General features: G+C 39.2%; 13 protein-coding genes. 8 read left to right on the top strand and 5 right to left on the bottom strand.

What is annotated here, in order from left to right:
• Positions 1 to 327 carry a hypothetical protein gene (locus tag I6E80_RS10590; protein ID WP_197185512.1) on the top strand — a complete coding sequence of 109 codons (327 nt, stop codon included), beginning with the start codon at positions 1 to 3 and terminating at the stop codon, positions 325 to 327.
• Positions 328 to 421: 94 nt separating this feature from the next.
• Here I6E80_RS10590 and I6E80_RS10585 read toward each other — a convergent pair whose 3' ends face one another.
• Positions 422 to 1,390, bottom strand: coding sequence for a class 1 fructose-bisphosphatase (locus I6E80_RS10585; RefSeq protein ID WP_197185511.1), 969 nt, complete (start codon positions 1,388 to 1,390; stop codon positions 422 to 424).
• Between the two features lie 154 nt (positions 1,391 to 1,544).
• On the opposite strand from I6E80_RS10585, the gene I6E80_RS10580 reads away from it, so the two are divergent.
• The gene (locus tag I6E80_RS10580) at positions 1,545 to 3,974 is read left to right on the top strand and encodes a zinc-dependent metalloprotease (RefSeq protein ID WP_170072430.1); all 2,430 of its coding nucleotides are present in this window, start codon (positions 1,545 to 1,547) and stop codon (positions 3,972 to 3,974) included.
• A 110-nt stretch (positions 3,975 to 4,084) separates the two neighbouring features.
• Here I6E80_RS10580 and I6E80_RS10575 read toward each other — a convergent pair whose 3' ends face one another.
• Positions 4,085 to 4,858 carry a YggN family protein gene (locus tag I6E80_RS10575; RefSeq protein ID WP_004335480.1) on the bottom strand — a complete coding sequence of 258 codons (774 nt, stop codon included), beginning with the start codon at positions 4,856 to 4,858 and terminating at the stop codon, positions 4,085 to 4,087.
• Positions 4,859 to 5,186: 328 nt separating this feature from the next.
• Positions 5,187 to 8,081 (bottom strand): RNA polymerase-associated protein RapA, encoded by a 2,895-nt coding sequence (gene rapA / locus I6E80_RS10570; protein ID WP_197185510.1) that lies wholly within the window; start codon positions 8,079 to 8,081, stop codon positions 5,187 to 5,189.
• A 305-nt stretch (positions 8,082 to 8,386) separates the two neighbouring features.
• Here rapA and I6E80_RS10565 point away from each other — a divergent pair, with 305 nt between their 5' ends.
• Genes I6E80_RS10565 through I6E80_RS10555 form a run of 3 tightly spaced genes read left to right on the top strand, consistent with a single transcriptional unit; the run spans position 8,387 to position 14,528 of the window.
• The gene (locus I6E80_RS10565; RefSeq protein WP_008136608.1) at positions 8,387 to 9,784 is read left to right on the top strand and encodes a PhoH family protein; all 1,398 of its coding nucleotides are present in this window, start codon (positions 8,387 to 8,389) and stop codon (positions 9,782 to 9,784) included.
• A gap of 51 nt (positions 9,785 to 9,835) precedes the next feature.
• On the top strand, positions 9,836 to 13,645 hold the full coding sequence (locus I6E80_RS10560; protein ID WP_197185509.1) for a PAS domain-containing hybrid sensor histidine kinase/response regulator: 3,810 nt from the start codon (positions 9,836 to 9,838) through the stop codon (positions 13,643 to 13,645).
• The gene (locus tag I6E80_RS10555) at positions 13,629 to 14,528 is read left to right on the top strand and encodes a diguanylate cyclase (RefSeq protein ID WP_004335468.1); all 900 of its coding nucleotides are present in this window, start codon (positions 13,629 to 13,631) and stop codon (positions 14,526 to 14,528) included. The genes I6E80_RS10560 and I6E80_RS10555 overlap by 17 nt, the downstream gene beginning before the upstream one ends.
• Before the next feature lie 63 nt (positions 14,529 to 14,591).
• Here the strand turns inward: I6E80_RS10555 and I6E80_RS10550 are convergent, their stop codons facing one another.
• Both I6E80_RS10550 and I6E80_RS10545 read right to left on the bottom strand, forming a co-directional pair.
• Positions 14,592 to 14,972 carry a DUF3192 domain-containing protein gene (locus I6E80_RS10550; RefSeq protein WP_024598908.1) on the bottom strand — a complete coding sequence of 127 codons (381 nt, stop codon included), beginning with the start codon at positions 14,970 to 14,972 and terminating at the stop codon, positions 14,592 to 14,594.
• 182 nt (positions 14,973 to 15,154) lie between these two features.
• Entirely contained in the window at positions 15,155 to 16,099 is a 945-nt protein-coding gene (locus tag I6E80_RS10545; protein WP_170072436.1) for a D-2-hydroxyacid dehydrogenase, read from the bottom strand.
• Between the two features lie 86 nt (positions 16,100 to 16,185).
• On the opposite strand from I6E80_RS10545, the gene zntR reads away from it, so the two are divergent.
• The 3 genes from zntR to I6E80_RS10530 all read left to right on the top strand — a co-directional run bounded on the left by zntR (position 16,186) and on the right by I6E80_RS10530 (position 19,181).
• Positions 16,186 to 16,596, top strand: a complete 411-nt coding sequence (gene zntR / locus I6E80_RS10540) for a Zn(2+)-responsive transcriptional regulator (RefSeq protein WP_004335460.1) — start codon at positions 16,186 to 16,188, stop codon at positions 16,594 to 16,596.
• Positions 16,583 to 17,773, top strand: coding sequence for an SO_0444 family Cu/Zn efflux transporter (locus I6E80_RS10535; RefSeq protein ID WP_197185508.1), 1,191 nt, complete (start codon positions 16,583 to 16,585; stop codon positions 17,771 to 17,773). The genes zntR and I6E80_RS10535 overlap by 14 nt, the downstream gene beginning before the upstream one ends.
• 274 nt (positions 17,774 to 18,047) lie before the next feature.
• On the top strand, positions 18,048 to 19,181 hold the full coding sequence (locus I6E80_RS10530; RefSeq protein WP_076925118.1) for a 1-acyl-sn-glycerol-3-phosphate acyltransferase: 1,134 nt from the start codon (positions 18,048 to 18,050) through the stop codon (positions 19,179 to 19,181).
• Positions 19,182 to 19,273: the final 92 nt, after the last annotated feature.

Below are 19,273 nucleotides of genomic sequence, written 5' to 3'. Positions count from 1 at the left end.
ATGAATACACAAAAAGCATTAGCTGAATTTATTACGTTTGGTGAGCAAAGGGACGAAGCTATATCGGTTATCATTTCAAGCCCCGCTGGTAGCAATAAAACTCATTATACTCTCTCAGCTGAGGTTTTAATTGATGTACTTAAGCGCTGTTTAAGTAACGAAATAGACTTAGATGATTTAGAGCTTTGGGCAAACGTAATTGAATCGCGAGATGATATTGACTGTGCTGAGCACGAAGGTTTTATTTATGCACTCAGTAATAGTGAGCAAATGGGAGAGCTTAATCATCAAAAGCTTGCCCAAATAGTTGCGTTAGTAAAAATTTGATTTGTTTAAAAAGCGAGGTGTAAAACCTCACCTACAAAAAAACCGCACTTCAATTGAATGCGGTTTTTAAATTGAGAACAATCGTTTTAAGCGATTATTTATGATATCCCAAGCACGTTTCTACTTCGTTTTTAGAACCTAAAATAACGGCTACTCGCTGGTGGATTGCATCAGGCTGAATATCCATAATGCGCTCGGTACCGGTTGAAGCGATACCGCCAGCTTGTTCTACTAGCATGGCCATTGGGTTTGCTTCGTAAAGTAGGCGTAATTTATTTGGCTTTTTAGGATCTTTGGTGTCGGTAGGATAAGTAAATAAACCACCACGGCTAAGTACGCGATGCACATCGCCAACCATTGCTGCAATCCAGCGCATATTAAAGTTTTTAGCGCGCGGGCCCGTATCGCCTGCTAGCAAATCATTGATGTAGTCTTGCATAGCTGGTTGCCAATGACGTTGGTTAGACGTATTAATTGCAAATTCGTTTGTGTCAGTAGGAATTTCGGCAAAGTCTTGTGTAAGTAAAAAGCTGCCTTGTGTTTTATCAAGGGTAAACATACGGGTGCCTTTACCTGTAGTCAGCGCAAGCATTGTTGACGGGCCGTAAAGTACGTAACCTGCTGCAACTTGCTTGTGGCCTGGCTGCATAAAAATGCTTTCATCAGCAGCGTCAGAGCCTTCAGGTGCTTCCATAATCGAGAAGATAGTACCCACAAGTGAGTTAATATCAGTATTTGATGAGCCATCAAGTGGGTCAAATGCCACTATAAATTTAGCGTCTGGATTACCGGCTACTGTGTAGTCTTCTTCTTCAGAGGCGATTGCTTTAACCGTTCCAGATTCCAGTAAAATATCTTTTAACAGCTGATTAGATAATACATCGAGCTTTTTTTGAGTTTCACCTTGAATGTTTTCATCAAGGGTTGAGCCTAATACGCCAGAAAGCGCGCCTTGGCCAACGCGAAACGAAATTTCTTTACATGCCGCTAAAATTGTTCGAATTAATGATAAAAGTTCTCTTGGGCAACCGTCTTCTAGTAATACTGGAGGGAGTCTACGCATTTTATTTTCCTGGTAACGTGTTAAAGCCAATCATAATGTGAGAGAGATTAGCTTAGTGCGCTGAAATTCGTCTTAAATAACTGTATTGTTTAAATAGCACCCTATAATGGTGTCACCTAATCGTACTTAAAACACAAATAACAAAGATAAGATTATGAAAAAAATACCACTAATAAGTTACATATTCTTTACTGTGCTGTGCACTATCATAACTCAAGCGCACGCAGCAATTAAGTCAATTGATGAATTTACTACGCAAATGAATCATTTTCCGGGCTACTATTCGTTTTTTTACGATACCCAAAACGGCAAAGTTTATTTAAAAGTAGATAAGTTTGAACAGCAATTTTTACTGCAACAAAGTTTACCTTACGGTATTGGCTCTAACGACATAGGCCTTGATAGAGGTCAGCTGGGTAATACTCACCTTGTGCAGTTTGAGCGTTTTGGTGAAAAAGTAATGCTACGTGCTGTAAATACTTACTATCGTGCTAATACAAGTAATAAGGCTGAGCAGCAAAGCATTAAAGAAGCGTTTGCATCAAGTATACTTGCAGGTTTTAAAGTGGTCGCAGAAGATAAAACCACAGCACTTATTGATTACACTCCTTATTTATTAAGTGATGTACATGGCGTAAGCCGGACGCTTGCTGCACGTAAGCAAGGTAGCTTTAGCCTTGATGAATCACGTAGCGCCGTTTATATGAATCGCTCAAAAGCATTTGTAAAAAACACCGAGCTTGAAGCCGTGCTTACATTTAAAGGCACAAAACCAGGTGAGTTTGTTCGCCAAGTAAGTGCCGACCCATACGCACTTACTGTGCATATGCATCATTCGCTTATTCAATTACCAGATGATAACTACACGCCGCGCAAGTTTAACCCGCAATCTGGCTTTTGGAGTATTGAGCATAAAGACTACGCAGCCCCGCTTGGCGAGTCTATGTTTGTGCGCTATATACCGCGCCATCGTTTAGTGAAAAAGGACTCAAGCTTACCAATTAGTGAGCCAGTTGAACCTATTGTTTATTATTTAGATCCCGGCGTGCCGGAGCCAGTTAAAAGCGCTTTACTTGAAGGTGGGAAGTGGTGGAACGACGCATTTACTGCTGCAGGGTACAAAAACGCATTTGTAGTAAAAGTGCTGCCAAGTAGTGCCGATCCTATGGATATTCGTTACAACGTAATTCAATGGGTACATCGTGCAACGCGTGGTTGGTCATACGGAAGCTCTGTAATTGACCCTCGCACAGGTGAAATACTTAAAGGGCATGTAACACTTGGCTCATTGCGTGTTCGCCAAGATATTTTAATAGCTGAAGCACTCGCTGCACCTTATTTAAAAGGTAATGAAGTTGCTAAAAACTTGCAAGCAATGGCGCTTGATCGTATTCGCCAATTAAGCGCGCATGAAATTGGCCACACGTTAGGTATTTCTCATAACTTTGCTGCGTCGGTAGGGGATAGAGCCTCAGTAATGGATTACCCACATCCGCTACTCAGTTTTAATGAACAAGGTAAGCTTGATGTAACGCGCGGCTATGCAACAGGCATGGGCGTGTGGGATACCCAAGTAATTAAATATGGCTATAGCGATTTTACTAACCAAGATGAAAGCGCAGAACTCGCCGCTATTTTAAAGGAGAACAAAGCCAAAGGCCTTGAGTTTATATCAGATAGCGACGCTCGTGCTAAAGGTGGCGCGCATCCAACAGCTCATTTATGGGATAACGGCACTAATCCCTCTCAGGAGCTTTTACGCGTACTCGACGTACGTAAAAAAGCGCTTTCGCAGTTTGGTATTAATAATATTAAAACGGGCGATTCACTATCGCAATTAGAGGAAAAACTAGTTCCACTTTATCTGTTCCACCGTTTTCAGGTTGAGGCGGCAGTTAAGCTTATAGCCGGTGTTGATTACGAATACGAAACACGTGGTGACTCACCCGTAAAAGGCGCACAAGTCGTTAATAAAAAAATGCAGCAAGAAGCGGTAAGTGCTATTTTTGCAACGCTTAAGCCAAATAACTTATTACTTCCTGAATCTGTATTATCGCTAATTCCGCCAAAAGCCTATGGCGAGTCTAAATCGCGCGAGAGCATAGTTGGGCGCACAGGGTTAACGCTCGATGCAATGGCATTACCCGAAGTTGCAGTGCAGCATAGTTTATCGCTTTTATTAAATGCACAGCGTTTAAATCGCCTAGCGCAGCAGCAAGCACGCAGTAATGACTTTTATAGTCTAGATGAACTACTTGAGGCGCTATATAACCAAGTGTTTAACGTGTCGTCGCCTAATACAATGACAGGTAAAATTACTCAGCGCGTGCAATTTTTAGCAGCAAAAACTATGGCTGATTTAGTAGCAAGCGATAGTGTAAGCCCTGAAGTGCAGGCGCAGTTGCGTTACTACTTAGTTAAGTTGAGTGAAGACTTTAACCAAAACTCAATGTTGAGCCATACAAGTATTGGCGAGAGTGCATTTAAGCAATATTTAGCAGAGCAAGTAAATCAGTTTTTAATTAAAGGGCAATGGCCAAATAACTTTAAAGTACTTCCAATCCCTCCGGGCTCACCAATTTAGAATAAAAATTGAAGCGCTTAGTTTTAGCACTCAATATTAGTAAGTTAAAAAGCAAAACCCCGAGTATATTTATACTCGGGGTTATTTGATTCTAAAAGTGGATGAGTACTTTAAGACTTTATTTGCACTAAATCATAATCGGCCATACCAGGTACTATTGCTTGTAAGCGAGATTCGGTTACATCGAGTGCATTTAGACATTCGCAATATTCAGAAGCTTTAAGCTCTAATTGATGCGCCTTTTTTTGTAGCGACTTATCAATTTCTCTTGAGATAATATCCATACGTTGTCCCATGTCGTTAATACGATCTTCTATATTGCCTTCACGCGATTTAAACGCATCTCCGAGTGATACCAAAATAGCACCTAACGATCCATGCACTGCAGAGTGAATTTGCTGGCTGATCTCTTTAGTAAAAAAATCATCTATTTGCGAAAGTGATTGAGGGGCTATAAAAAAGAAGTCATCGCCGCGCTTAAACTTATCCATTAGCGCACGCTCTACATACTGCAGTTGTGTTTTAAGTACTTCAGGTTCTTTGTCAGACATACCTTCAACTACGTGTTCAATAGCGCTTAAACCTAAGTTAACACCATCTGTAGCAAGATTTACTAATTCGGGGACTGTGTGGCGAATACCATTACTAAACTGTTCGAGTACTTTGCTTTCGTCATCGCTTAAATCAACCCAATAACCGCGAATAAACAGTTGGTTATTGTTATTAATTTGTACACGAGTCTGGCCTTTATCTAATATGCGAATCGCATCGTCAGTAATAATTAAACCATGACGTAATTCAACATCGCATTGGGCTTGTGCAAAGACATTACTGCTTGAGAGCGCTATGGACAACGCCAATATCGAACGAGATAGAAACGCCATAAACACCTCAAAAAGACTAAAATGGAAGGCGAGTAGGTTAACAAAAAAACAACTTTATGCAAGGGAAAATAAACCTATCAGCTCTCTCTCACAATAGCTGTATAGAGCGAAGCTTAAGTTTTTGGATAAGGCTGTGCTTAGCAAAATCGACAGTCCAACAAAGGACTTAGTATGAGGCTAAAGAGGTGGAATTAGCTAACATGTAAATAAGAACACGTGGTTTTTAAAATGAAGTTTAAAAAACATACAGCTATTTAGTTAATTAAGCTTTTAATAGCCAACTCCACATTTACTTTGGAGTTGGCTTAAAAGGCTAAAAACTAAATATTTAGTGTGAAACCACGATTAGTCGAATGGCATCAAGTTGTAACTGCGTTTTTTCAATGTACGTAGTTAGGTCGTTGCGTTGCTTATCGTAAAATGTTATTTCTTCTTGGCGAATATTCGGGTTAATTTGCTTAAGGGCAACCAGTCGCTCTTGCTCTTCACTGAGTGACGTTTGCATTTTAACAAGCGACGCTGCACGAATAACTTCAAGTTTTTCTTGTGCCATATCTTTAGCGGTAGTGATCATCGGGTGGACAGCGCTTTGTAGTGCACCTGCAAGTTTACTTGCTGTTTGACGGCCAACTGCAGATAACTGCTGGTTAAAACCTTCAAAAGCCACATTCTCACCTAAGTTATTACCTGCTTTATCAAGCAATATACGAATTGGTGTAGGCGGTAAAAAGCGACCAACCTGTAATACTTTTGGTGCCATTGCTTCTGCAACAAAAATAAGCTCAACAAAAAAGGTGCCTGGTGGTAACTTTTTGTTTTTAAGCAATGCTACCGATGCGCTACCAAAGTCGTCGTCACAAATCATATCCATGGTACCTTGCACCATTGGGTGATCCCAACTAACAAAGTGCACGTCTTCTTGCGAAAGAGCCGTGTCACGATCAAAGGTAACCGTCATGCCATCGTCTTTAAGCGATGGGAATGAGGCACTTAACATGTGCTCAGTTGGCTTTAAGATAATGGTGTTTTCGCCTTTATCTTCTTGGCTTACGCCGAATGTATCAAACACGTTGATCATGTAGCTTGGTAACTCAAACTGGTTATCGAGTTTTTCAATATCAGCTACAAGCGAGTCGGCAGCACCTTGACCCGATGAATGTAGTTCGAGTAAACGATCTCGTCCGCTTTCCATTTTTTTACGCAGTACCGCATTTTGTTGTGCTACTTGTTCAAGTAATGGATCGAGTTCGTCTTCATCGCAGTTATGCGCAGAAATATATTCAAGTAAGTCATCGCGAAACTCTTTATAAAGCATTTGCCCCGTTGTTGATGTAGATTCGAATGCGTCTAGGCCTTCGTTATACCATCGTAGTAATACTTCTTGAGCGGTGTTTTCAAAATATGGCACGTGAATGTTCACATCTTGCGTTTGACCTATACGGTCTAATCGACCAATACGCTGCTCTAGTAAGTCTGGGTTTAGTGGTAAATCAAACAACACTAAGTGATGCGAGAACTGGAAATTACGACCTTCTGAGCCAATTTCTGAACACAGTAATATTTGTGCGTTGTCGTACTCATCTGCAAAAAATGCAGCAGCGCGGTCACGCTCAATAATAGACATGCCTTCGTGGAATACCGATGCTTTAATTGCTTCGCGTTCACGCAGTATTTGCTCAAGGCTGATAGCTGTTTCAGCTTTAGCACATATAAGTAGTACTTTTTCGCGCTTAAGCGTTTTAAGAGTGTCGATTAACCAATCTACACGTGGATCGAATAGACCCCAGCTTGCGCTTTCGCCTTCAAACTCTTGAAATATTTTTTCAGGGAAAAGAGCACGGTGTGCACTTAGTTCAGGGTTTTGAATGCCGCCCATATTACCGAGAACCGACATAGCCGTTTTATACTGCTTTGGCAGTGCCATTGGATAGGCGTGTAATTTACGACTTGGGTAGCCATCAATACCGCTGCGGCTGTTTCTGAATAATATGCGACCCGTGCCGTGGCGATCGAGCAGCATGTTAAGTATTTCTTTACGTGCTGGTAAATCACCTTGCTGTGCTTTTTCAAGAATATCAGTAATATCGGTTTCTTTTAATAGCTCAATTAGCGTGGCTTTGGCTGTGTCGTCTAGCCCTTGCTCTTGCAGTAATTGATTTGCAGCTTCAGCAACGTCTTTATAATTTGCTTCTTCTTCTTTAAACACGTCGTAATCGTAAAAACGATCCGGGTCGAGTAACTGTAAACGTGCAAAGTGACTGCTGTGACCAAGTTGATCAGGTGTTGCTGTAAGTAAAATAAGGCCCGGAATATCTTGGCTAAGCTCTGCCATACGTTGGTACTCTGAGCTTGGCTTGCCGTTATTTATACTTAGGTGATGAGCTTCATCGATTACTAGTAAATCCCAATCAGCAAGCGTTGCTTGTTCAAACCAGCGTTTTTTCTTGGTTAAAAACTCAAGGCTGGTAAGTACTAATTGCTCTGTATCAAACACGTTTGGTGAATCTGCAAACGCTTCGTCGCAGCGTTCTTCATCAAAAATAGAAAAATGTAAATTAAAGCGGCGTAGCATTTCTACTAACCATTGGTGCTGTAGATTTTCTGGTACAACAATAAGTACGCGGCTCGCACGGCCACTAATAATTTGTTGATGTAAAATCATGCCCGCTTCAATTGTTTTACCAAGGCCTACTTCGTCTGATAAAAGTACGCGAGGTGCAAAACGTTTACCCACTTCTTGGGCAATATAAAGCTGGTGCGGAATAAGATTAGCACGCTGACCAATTAAGCCTTTAATAGGCGATTGTTCACGTTCAAATTTATGCAACCACGTTTGGTAGCGAAGTGTATAGCGATCAAAACGATCAACTTGACCTGCAAATAAACGATCTTGTGGTTTATTAAACTTAATAAAATGATCTAAAAAGGTTTCTTTAAGCTTGGCAGTTTCGCCGTTATCAACACGGGTGCCGTGATAACACAGTAACTCGCCTTGTACTTCAATAGACTCTACTTCTAATTCCCATTCTTCAACGCTTTTGATCACATCGCCAGGATTAAATGCCACACGGGTAACAGGTGCTTCTGCACAAGAGTAAACACGGCTCTCACCACTGGCAGGAAATAATATGCTGACCTGACGGCCTTCAATGGCAACAACGGTGCCTAATCCTAAATCTGACTCTGTATCACTGATCCAACGCTGACCTAAGGAAAAATTCATGTATGTCTCGTCTATGATGAAAAAGGCGGCTATGTTACCTGTAAGCTAACACCACTGCAAGGCGCTATTTGGCTCACTTTTAATTAATTTTGTAAGTGTTAATTATTACTATTAAAACAGCTTGTTTATGACTCTTTTTTAGGTAAATCAAAACTAATTACAGTTTGTAATAAAACGGACTTTTATGACAAATAGACTAAACTTACATTATGCCTTGGCAATTAAGTATTGCAGGTTTAAGTTTTGCCCGTTTTACTTAGTTATTTTGGTATAGCATAAAAATCATAAAACGTAAGGAAAGTGCTATGGAAAAAGCTTCAAACCTTGAAAGTAAAATGTATGTGCTAGATACCAACGTACTACTTCACGAACCCCTCGCTTATTTGTCTTTTCAAGAGCATGACGTTGTAATTCCGATGACGGTGCTTGAAGAGCTTGACCACATAAAAGACAGAAAACACGACGTAAGTCGTGATGCGCGCGTCGCTATTCGTGGATTAGATGAAGTACTTAAAAATGCAACGCCTGAACAAATGCTACAAGGCGTGGCGCTACCGAGTAACAAAAAGGCAAAAGCGAGCTCTGCAGGTACCCTCATAATTGTAAACGACCATTTATTTGCCGACTCCATTTCTGGTTTGCCTGGTAACGAAAACGACCATCGTATTATTAATTGCGCCGTGTACTTACAAAAGCAGCACAGTGATTCAAAAGTTATATTAGTAACAAAAGATATCAACATGCGCTTAAAAGCCAAAGGCGCAGGGCTTAAATATGTTGAGGACTATCGCACCGATCAACTTATTGATGACATAAGCCTGCTCACTAGTGGTTATAAAAAAATCGAAGGTGATTTTTGGGAGCATGTTGGGGAGTGTAATACCGAGCAACACGGGCGTGATACGTTTCATCATGTGCCTAAAAACTTAATACCAGATGTATTTTGTAATGAATATTTACTTGATGGTGGGGATCAGTTTGCGGCACGTGTTAAATCATACGATGACGAGCACATAACGCTCAAAGATATTGGTGTTGAGCGTTTAATGCACCAACAAGCATGGGGCGTTAAGCCAAAAAATATTTATCAGGGAATGGCGCTTGATGCGCTGCTCGATACAAGTATTGAACTTGTTATTTTAACAGGGCCAGCAGGGTGCGGTAAAACCTTGTTAGCACTTGCCAGCGCCCTTGAAATGGTCATCGAAAAAGGTATTTACGATAAAGTAATAGTCACTCGTAATACGCCAGAAATAGCAGAGTCCATTGGCTTTTTACCAGGCACTGAAGAGGAAAAAATGGCACCATGGCTTGCAGCCATTACCGATACGCTAGAGGTATTGCACAAAGGCGACGAAAATCCGATATCGAGTCGAAATTACATTATGGAGAAGGCTAATGTACAGTTTAAATCGGTTAATTTTATGCGCGGGCGTAGCATTCAAAATGCGGTAGTGATTTTAGATGAGAGCCAAAATTTAACGGCATCTCAACTCAAAACTATTATTACCCGCTGCGGCGAAGGTACTAAATTAATTTGTACGGGTAACTTGGCGCAAATAGATAGTAACTATTTAACGCCAGTAACATCGGGCTTAACGTACATAGTAGAGCGCTTTAAAAACTTTGAAGGCAGCGCAACTATAAACCTCAATGGTGTGGTACGTAGCCGCTTAGCGTCATTTGCAGAAGAAAATTTATAACTTGCGCTTAACAAATTGGCTCGATAGTCTATCGATTGATTTTCGAGCCAAATGGCAGGCAGTACATTGAATTTTTTACCTCTGAAACATTATTATCGTTCGTTGTTTATTGCGCTTTTAGTGCCATTGATTGTCGCTTTTTTACTGTGCTTGCACTTATATAATATAAAGCTTGAGCGGGCGGTTGAAAAACGTGAAGCCGATTTTACGAATGTTTCAGCGCAGGTTACTCACGGGATGGAATCAGTGAGTAATCTACTTACCACAATGTTTAGCTTATACGAGCAAACCACCGTTCCACAAATAAACCAAAGCCTACTTGAAGGTATAAATCAATATGATGGTTACTATTACCGTCACTTTAGTGAGCAAGGTACTGAAATTGTAGGTAAGGGCGAGTTTGCGTTATCTACTAAGGCACTTATACAGTGGCAACGGGCGATTGCATTAGGGCCTTCGTTTAATACAACGCTTGCATTAATGCAGTCGTTATCGGCTGTAGCATATGTTGATGATAATGGTTTTGCTTATGTCAGCAGGCGCAACAAAAGCCAAAGTTCAATGCTTACTGAAATTCTAAATGAGAAGTTTAAGCCAAAATTTTTACCAAATAAACTTACCTCAAGTCCTATTGTTAAAGTTAATGACAAATCGTATTTTGCTATTGGCCGACAACGAAGCACTGGCTCAGCCGATTACATTATTTTAATTTATGATGTTCAGGCAATTTCTGGATGGCTAAAAAAGGTTTCACCGAGTAGTGGTGAATACGTTTTTATGAATCAATCACATCAAATTATCGCCAGCTCTAAACAATTGATAGAGCAAGCGACAGCGTTAAAAAGCTATTGGCCTAACTTGGCCCAGCACCATAGTAAAAAAACAGTATTAACTAGTGATAGTAATTACTTTATGCAACCTTTGGATGAGTTGCCTATTCACGCGGCATTTTACGAGCACAAACCCCAATTAATAAGCTTAATTAAATATGAAATATTATTAGAGTTTGCATTTTTAACACTATTTTTAAGCATTATGTTTGGCGTGTTTTTTTGGTTAAGTCAGCGTGTTTTTATAAAGCCAATGACTCACTTAATGTCGTATTTGGAGAGTAACGGTACGCAATTCGAAGAGCAGCTAAATTACAAAATACCGCTGAGCTGGCAACCTTGGTTTTCTAAGGTGAAGAGGGTATTTATTAAAAATAAAGAGTTGGTTGATTCATTACAAGATGCGAATAAAGCGCTAGATGACCAAGTTCAGCTGCAATCAGAAAAACTAAGTCGCAGTTACGAAGCTAAAGAGCGCCACTTGGCTTTGCTCAACACTATGCTAAACAGTGTGCCAGATCTAATTTATTTTAAAAATATTGATGGCTCCTTTTTAGGGTGTAATAAAGCATTTGAAGCTTATATTGGTAAAGATCAAACTGCATTAGTAGGTAAATATGTAGATGATTTAGGTGATAACGATCAGCAAATAAATGCGCTTGAAAAACAAGTTTTACAAAATAGAAATAGTGTTGAGCAACGCATCGAAACCGATACAAAATCATATCAACTTACTATTGCACCTTTTTATAATGAACATCAACACTTATTAGGAACAATGGGTATTGGCCGTGACATTACCGATCAGCAGCAAGCATTATTGGCTTTAAAAGCATCTGAATCAAAATTTAGAAGCGCGATTGAATTTGCCGCTAACTGCGTGGTTTTACTTTCGCTTGAACATACTATATTACAAGTAAATAAAGCAGCTAGGAAGCAATTCTCTGAACAGCAAGTACTGGTTGGCGAGCAGTTGAAAGCATTGTTTGATGATTCTCAATGGCAGCAAATAAAAACAACCTTAGCGCAATTGTTAGATGACAAAAAACGTGTATATCACTTAACACTGTCGCAGGGGCGACTACCAAGTTGGTTGCAACTGAGTGTGTCTCTCGTATGGGATGAAAACCGTGACCCAGCTTATTATGTTATTCACATTCAGGATGTGAGCGCATTAACTAAATCAAAACTTGATGCCGAACGGGCAACCCTTGCTAAAAGTCGCTTTATAGCCAACTTAAGTCATGAAATACGCACTCCTCTTAACGCTGTTTTAGGGCTGCTCGATATGCTTATTGAGCAAGGCTTAACACAAAAACAATTACAACAAACTGACCAAGCTAAGCATGCAGCACAAAGCTTGTTGCTAATGCTCAATAGAATGCTTGATTTTGCACGTATAGAAAGTTCGCAAACTGATTTAAAACAAGCATCTTTTAGCATGGTTGAGCTGGTGGATATTTGCGAAAGTTTAACGGCTCCATTGTGCGAAGGAAAAGGTATTGAATTTGTTATTGATATTGACCCGTTAATAGCGCCTGATTTGATATGCGACAGCATTCGCTTGCAGCAAATATTAGGTAACTTATTAACAAATGCTGTTAAGTTTACAAAAACAGGTTCTATTACTTTAAAAATGGAACTGATTGAAAGCAATAGCCTAGAGCAACAGCATATTTGCTTTAAAGTAATCGATACAGGTATGGGTATAGATGAAGCCGATCAAAGGCGTTTATTTGACGCCTTTACGCAAGGTGATGAGTCTTCAACACGCATACATCATGGTGTTGGGTTAGGTTTAGCTATTGTTAAACATGCGGTGTCATTAATGGGGGGAGAGATTGCTTTAAAGAGTAAAAAAGGCCATGGCTGTGAGTTTTACTTCAGCGTTAGCTTTTTGGTTGATACCACTAAAAATACGATGTTACCGACTAATACATTGGCTATTTTATCGGATCAAAGTAAAGAGCTTAAGCAAGTAACAAATGCTTATACAGAGCTTGCTAATATTAATTTAGATGAAGTACTCAAATACCCAATTAAGCTCTCCAATATTCAAAAAATAATAATAGATGCAGCCGACTTACCCGCACTTTTAAATATTGAAGCAATTAATGATTCGTTATCAGCTAAAGAAACATCGGTAATTATTATTAATCATCAGCACACGCTTAATTTACCAACAAGTGAGCATTTAGCTGCGCACCACGTTAAAGCATCGGCATTGGGACAAAGGCTATTTAGCTTGAACTCTCAGCAAAAGCCTAAAGCGAGTACCAATGCGGTAATACACAACGTTGCTGAAATTAAAGCTGATATATCGGGTCTACTTGTATTAGCTATTGATGATAATCAACTTAATTTAGAAATAATTAGCAGTGTACTTCGCCAAGCAAACGTAAATGTAGTGACTGCTTTAAGCGCATCTATTGGCATGGAATTGTTGCAAATTTTAAGGCCCGACTTAATATTGATGGATGTGCAAATGCCGCAAATAGATGGCTGCCAAGCAACAGCCTTAATTCGCCAACAGTTTGACGCAAAGCAGCTGCCTATTTTTGCCTTAACGGCTCATTGTGAGCCTGCTGATATTGAACGTTCTTTAAAGTGCGGTATGAATAAGCATTTAACTAAACCGGTTGTTGCTAAAGTGCTTATTGATGCAATTGCCGATTTAAACGTAGTGAAACCAAGCTTTTTCGAAAAATCATTCGCTTTAACGCAGTTTAGTATGGATGAAAAGCTCCTCAATACAATGATTGATAAGTTTGCTAATTTATGTGAAACCCAGCTATCGCAAATAGAAGAAACAACCAATAAGGATGATTTGGTACGCTTAGTGCATAGTATAAAAGGTGTAGCAGGGAATTTAGGTTTTAGACGATTGTCTCACTGCGCTTTATTGTGTGAAAGAACACTTAAAACAACTAACAAGCCTGTTGAAATAACACTGAAAGAGCTTATTATGCAGTTAGAACAGGTAATTGTTTTTATAAAAGGGGTAGGGGCTAGGGATGTCGAAAAGAGCTAAAGTACTTATTGTAGATGATGATCCAATCAACCGATTAGTACTTGAAAAAACACTTAAAGTAGAACACGACGTATTCTTAGTTGAAAGTGGTGAAAAAGCACTGACCTTTGTAAAAACTGCGCAAGTTGATTTAATTATTCTTGATGTGATTATGCCAGGAATTGACGGCTATGAAGTGCTTGTACAACTTAAAGAAAATCCGATAACTCAATCGATCCCTGTTATATTTATATCAGCTAATCGTAGCCACGACGACGAAGCTAAGGGCCTAGAGCTCGGTGCTATGGACTATATAACTAAGCCATTTAGCCCTTCTATTGTGCGCGTTAGAGTACGTAACCAATTACTTATAAAGCAAAAAAATGATCTGCTAGAGATGCTCGCCTCGATTGACGGCTTAACTGAAATCCCAAATAGACGCTACCTAGACGAAAACTTAGCTCGAGAATGGCGCCGCAGTAAACGAAGCGGAACACCACTATCTGTGTTGCTTATGGATATAGACCACTTTAAACGTTACAACGATTGCTACGGACATCGTGCTGGTGATGAATGCTTAAAGGATGTTGCGCAAGCACTCGCAGCTCAGTGTGAACGTGGTAGTGACTTCATAGCTCGTTATGGTGGTGAAGAATTTGCAGCCGTCTTACCGGGAATTGATAAGCATGAAGCCTTGGAGTTTGCTAATAAATTACGCAATGCTGTAAATGCTTTAAATATAGAACACAAAGCCTCATTAAATGCAGACCACATCACTATTAGTATAGGTATCGCCACCACGCAAAGTGGTAAAGTGTATGCTGAGCAAGCATTATTAGAAGAGGCGGATTTAGGCTTATATGCTGCTAAAGATGCAGGGCGAGATAGAATAGTCGCACGGTAAAAATTTAATATAAAAAACGCCAACATTTATATTGGCGTTTTTAGTATCAAACTACTTTTATTGTTACTGCGTGATCATACCTAAAGCGGTGTCACCAATGCCCACTAACTTATCATTTTTAAATACAAGTGGCGTACATTCATCTTTCGTTGTTTTAGAATCTGAATGCTTGCTATGAGTTACATAAAAAAGTACTTGGTATATATCGTCATCTTTTTTTAATAGCTCTGTGAAATTAGGTGTTTTTAATTGCGTTAAAACAGATTGATAGCTGCTATCCATTTTTAGCTCTGATATAGCTTCACGATTATTTTTATGTTGTGCTTGCCAGCTTGATGAGTTTTTCCCTGCCCAATGAGTCTCAGCTTCACCATCAGATACGGCAATAACACAGCCAGTTAAAAATGGTGCAATAAGGGCTGCTGCTAATAGAGATTTTTTCATTGTGATATTCCTTAAATGAGTTTTTAATATTTTGATCATATAAGGCAAGTAGTAGGCCAAGTTTAAAAGCTTTTTAATTCAGTTGGTTAGATTTTAAGGACTATGTTTTACTAATCATTTGCAAAAATAATTAGTAAAAACAGCCACATTTTAGTTTTTTTAACTATTTTCCCGCAGTGCAGTTACACCAAGCGGTTGCGTGATTCGCCTTTATTAAATGCCGCAATGTTTAAACTTACCTCATTAATTAAACGCACAATAGATTCAGTACTTGCCCATGCAATATGTGGAGTAAGTAGTAAGTTATTGCCTTTGTAATTAGCAAGTGGGTTTGAAAGCTCAGCAGGTTCTTTAGTTAGTACATCAACCCCGGCTCCAGCAATTAGGTTTTGCTCAAGTGCTGTAGCTAAGTCGGCTTCGTTAATAATGCCACCACGAGCAGTGTTAATAATAATGCTACTTGGCTTCATCATTTTAAGCTCATTAAGTGCAATTAAATCACGTGTTTCATCGGTAAGTGGGCAGTGAACACTGATTATATCGGCTGTTTTAATAACGTCCTCAAAAGGCGTACGACCATCGCGGCATGCAACACCTTTGCGCTCTGCAACAATAATATTTGCGCCAAATGCCTCAGCCACTTTAGCAACGCCTTTACCTAGCGTACCACCGCCTATAATGGCAAATGTTTTGCCTTGTAAGTCGTTAAAGCTGTAATCGAGTATGCAAAACATTTCACTTTTTTGCCAAGCGCCTTGCTGGCAATCCGCCTGATAGCGATGTGTGTTACCCAGTAAGTTAGTAATTAAAGAAAATGTATGTTGAACAACAGAAGGGGTTGAATAGCCAGCTACATTAGTTACGGCAATACCAAATTCTTTAGCGGCTTCTAAATCAACATTATTAGTACCGGTTGCACTTACGCAAATCAATTTAAGCTGTGTTAGCTGACTAATCGTATCGCGATTTAAAACCGCTTTATTAGTGATCAATACATCAGCGCCTTGGCAATGTTCAATAACTTGCTCTGGGCTAGTAAGTTCATAAGTCGTTAATTTACCAAGTTGTTCAATACAAGTAAGAGACGTTTTAGCTAACGTAGCGTTATCAAGAATGGTGATGTTCATGCTTTTCCTAAAAATAAATGAAACCCTTGACCTTAGTCTTAACTCTAGGGTTTATAGTCTGTTTAAAATAAATCGGAGAGAGAAATATGAGAATAGGTGAACTATCACACCAACTAGGTATCTCTAACGATACTTTAAGGTACTACGAAAAGCAGGGATTGTTAACGCCTAACAGGCGAAATTCTGCTGGATATAGACTATATGATAATAACGATTTAAAAGTGATGCATTTTATCATTAGAGCTAAAAATATAGGTTTTAGCTTGGCAGAGATAAAAGATCTCTTACTTATTAAATTTGAAAAATCATCACATTCCTGCTCTGAAGTTAAAAAAATTACACTTGAAAAAAGAGATTTGGTCGCGCAGCGTATAAAAGAACTCCAACAATTTCATCAATCATTAACCACATTGGCAGATAAGTGTTGTGGCTCGCAGCATATAGCAGAAAATTGTTCAATTTTAAGTGTTTTGGAGGATATAGATGACGTTACTTAATAATTTTTGGCAGTTATTTTTATTATCAGCACCTTGGCTAATGTTAGGGCTTTTGATTGCAGGTTTATTGAATGTATATTTACCTGAAAACTTATTGAGTAAACATTTAGGTAAAGAAGGATTTTGGACTACCGTTAAAGCCGCATTAATAGGCGCTCCTTTGCCCTTATGCTCTTGTGGAGTTATCCCTGCAGCTATTGGTTTGAGGCGAGCGGGTGCTTCTAAAAGTGCGACCACTGCATTTTTAGTTTCGACACCTGAAACGGGGGTTGATTCTGTATCGGTGTCTTATATTTTACTCGGTCCATTTATGGCGGTTATTCGCCCGATAGCAGCTATTTGTAGTGCTATTGTGGCAGGGGTATTAGTTGGGCGCGAAAGTAAAAATGATAAAAAAGGGTCTTTTAATAATAGTCGTAAAAATGAGAGTGATAGCTGTAGTGCGAGTGATGTAAAAACGGCGCCTTCCTTATGTTGTGATACGCAATCAAAAGTGCCTCAACAATCAACTCATAGTACAAATAATGAAAACGAAAAACCTCTGAGCGATTCATGTTGTTCCAGTAATATTGAAAAAGAAGAGCCCCTCGGATGCTCAGTAAACTCAATTAAACACACTGGGCAATGGCTTAAATTAAAAGCTGCAATCAGTTTCAGTTGTAATAAGCTTTTAGAAGATACGATGAAGTGGTTATTGATTGGCTTGTTTTTTGCCGCATTAGTACAAACTTATGTTCCTGAGAGTTTTTTATCCCAGTGGGGAAGTGGCGTTTTGGCTATGCTCGTTGTGATATTAGTCAGTATCCCTATGTATATTTGCGCGACAGCTTCAACGCCTATTGCAGCAGGCTTATTAATGAGCGGGCTTTCGCCAGGCTCTATTTTAGTTTTTATGTTGGCGGGGCCTGCAACAAATATTGCGACACTTGGTGTTGTAGCCAATGAGCTTGGAAAGCGTGCCCTTGCAGCTTATTTAATTGGTGTAATAGGCGTAGCAGTGGTATTTGGCTTTTTAACCGATTTTTTAGTTGAAAAATATGGCTTTGTGGTCAGCCCTCTTATAGGAGAAGAATATGATATCCTGCCTAACTGGCTTACTTTATTATGTAGCATCGTTTTAATTGCACTTATGCTGCGTTTAATGGTCAATTGGTATATGAAGAAAATAAAACACTAACTACTACCAATTTTATTAAAAACATGATCATTATATCGCATTAAATAACTCACTAACTGCGTTGAAAATTATTTATATAGGACAGCTATATGTCACAATTTTCGCCTTGTTATTGTGTTATTTTCTTCGCGCTATAATAATCACTTATTTAATGCAATTGGTATAAATTGAGCTATTTCGCATTTGATATTGGCTGAGTTATAATCAGTTAGAGAATAATAATCCCAAAATACGGCGCTTTCGTGTGCCGTTTTTTAACATTATAGATGTAGTAATGAGTGAATTAGAAGATAAGTACGCTGATATAAGACCTTATAACGATGATGAAGTTACGGCTTCGCTTTCGCGTTTAATGAACGATAATGCGTTTATTGATGTGATCGCAAAATATAATCTACCACGCTTTTTATCGTCTGTGCCATTTATAGCTCGTCCATTGGTTAGAAGCCAATTGCGCAAAAAATGGGGTAAAGTAAGCACCGTCGAAGACGTGCAAAACGAAGTTGCGCAATACTTAGATAAATTAGTAAAGCGCACCACGTCAAAAGTAACCTTTTCTGGGTTAGATCAGTTAGATGCTAACCAGGCCTATTTATTTATTTCAAACCACAGAGACATAGTGCTTGATCCTGCATTAGTAAACTGGGGTTTATATCAACATAAAATGAAAACAGTGCGTATTGCTATTGGCGATAATTTATTGCAAATACCTTACATTACTGAGCTTATGCGTCTAAATAAAAGCTTTATCGTTAAGCGCTCTGCTAAAGCACCAAAAGAGATGTTAAAAGCACTGACTCAATTATCGTCATACATTTACGATTCTGTAGTGGGTGGAAATTCTATTTGGATTGCGCAAAAAGAAGGGCGTGCAAAAGACGGTTTTGATCAAACTGATCCTGCGCTTCTAAAAATGTTGCAATTAAACGGGCGTAAACAAAAGAAAGAGTTTGGCGATTATATTAAAGAGTTAAAAATAGTGCCGGTTTCTATTTCTTATCAATATGAGCCGTGTGCAATTGCTAAAGCCAAAGAGCTTTACCATAAACAACACCATGGTGAGTACGTTAAATCGGCTGGTGAAGATATTGCGAGCATTGTTGAAGGCTTTAGTACTGCTAAAGGGCACGTGCATTTAGCATTTGGGCAACCAATTGAATCTAAATGTGATAGTGCTGAAGAGCTTGCTAAAACGATTGATAGGCAAATTGTTGATTCGTTTTATTTACACCCAGGCAATTACATTGCTGGTGGCTGTAAAGAGGCGGTAATAGACTCTCCTGATACAGCGACATTTGAACAACGTTTAGCCTGTGTGCCTGAAGAGTTAAAACCATTAGTGCTAGCTATGTATGCTAAGCCGTTTCATCGTAAAGCAGAGATAAACACAAATAGCTGCGAGCATTAATGCTCATAGCTTAATAAAAGTAAGCAGCAATTTAATTGCTGCTTTTTTTTTGCTCAAAAATGACGCTATACTAAGTACCTCTAATTAAACGG

It is taken from the genome of Pseudoalteromonas sp. NSLLW218, from assembly GCF_015864775.1.
Taxonomy (GTDB): domain Bacteria; phylum Pseudomonadota; class Gammaproteobacteria; order Enterobacterales; family Alteromonadaceae; genus Pseudoalteromonas.
Note: the sequence above shows the minus strand (reverse complement) of the source record. Positions and strands in the feature narration are given on the sequence as shown.

Coding starts and splice junctions, on each gene's coding strand:
- I6E80_RS10590 (WP_197185512.1), top strand. CDS start 1: ATGAATACACAAAAAGCATTAGCTGAATTTATTACGTTTGGTGAGCAA.
- I6E80_RS10585 (WP_197185511.1), bottom strand. CDS start 1,390: ATGCGTAGACTCCCTCCAGTATTACTAGAAGACGGTTGCCCAAGAGAA.
- I6E80_RS10580 (WP_170072430.1), top strand. CDS start 1,545: ATGAAAAAAATACCACTAATAAGTTACATATTCTTTACTGTGCTGTGC.
- I6E80_RS10575 (WP_004335480.1), bottom strand. CDS start 4,858: ATGGCGTTTCTATCTCGTTCGATATTGGCGTTGTCCATAGCGCTCTCA.
- rapA (WP_197185510.1), bottom strand. CDS start 8,081: ATGAATTTTTCCTTAGGTCAGCGTTGGATCAGTGATACAGAGTCAGAT.
- I6E80_RS10565 (WP_008136608.1), top strand. CDS start 8,387: ATGGAAAAAGCTTCAAACCTTGAAAGTAAAATGTATGTGCTAGATACC.
- I6E80_RS10560 (WP_197185509.1), top strand. CDS start 9,836: ATGGCAGGCAGTACATTGAATTTTTTACCTCTGAAACATTATTATCGT.
- I6E80_RS10555 (WP_004335468.1), top strand. CDS start 13,629: ATGTCGAAAAGAGCTAAAGTACTTATTGTAGATGATGATCCAATCAAC.
- I6E80_RS10550 (WP_024598908.1), bottom strand. CDS start 14,972: ATGAAAAAATCTCTATTAGCAGCAGCCCTTATTGCACCATTTTTAACT.
- I6E80_RS10545 (WP_170072436.1), bottom strand. CDS start 16,099: ATGAACATCACCATTCTTGATAACGCTACGTTAGCTAAAACGTCTCTT.
- zntR (WP_004335460.1), top strand. CDS start 16,186: ATGAGAATAGGTGAACTATCACACCAACTAGGTATCTCTAACGATACT.
- I6E80_RS10535 (WP_197185508.1), top strand. CDS start 16,583: ATGACGTTACTTAATAATTTTTGGCAGTTATTTTTATTATCAGCACCT.
- I6E80_RS10530 (WP_076925118.1), top strand. CDS start 18,048: ATGAGTGAATTAGAAGATAAGTACGCTGATATAAGACCTTATAACGAT.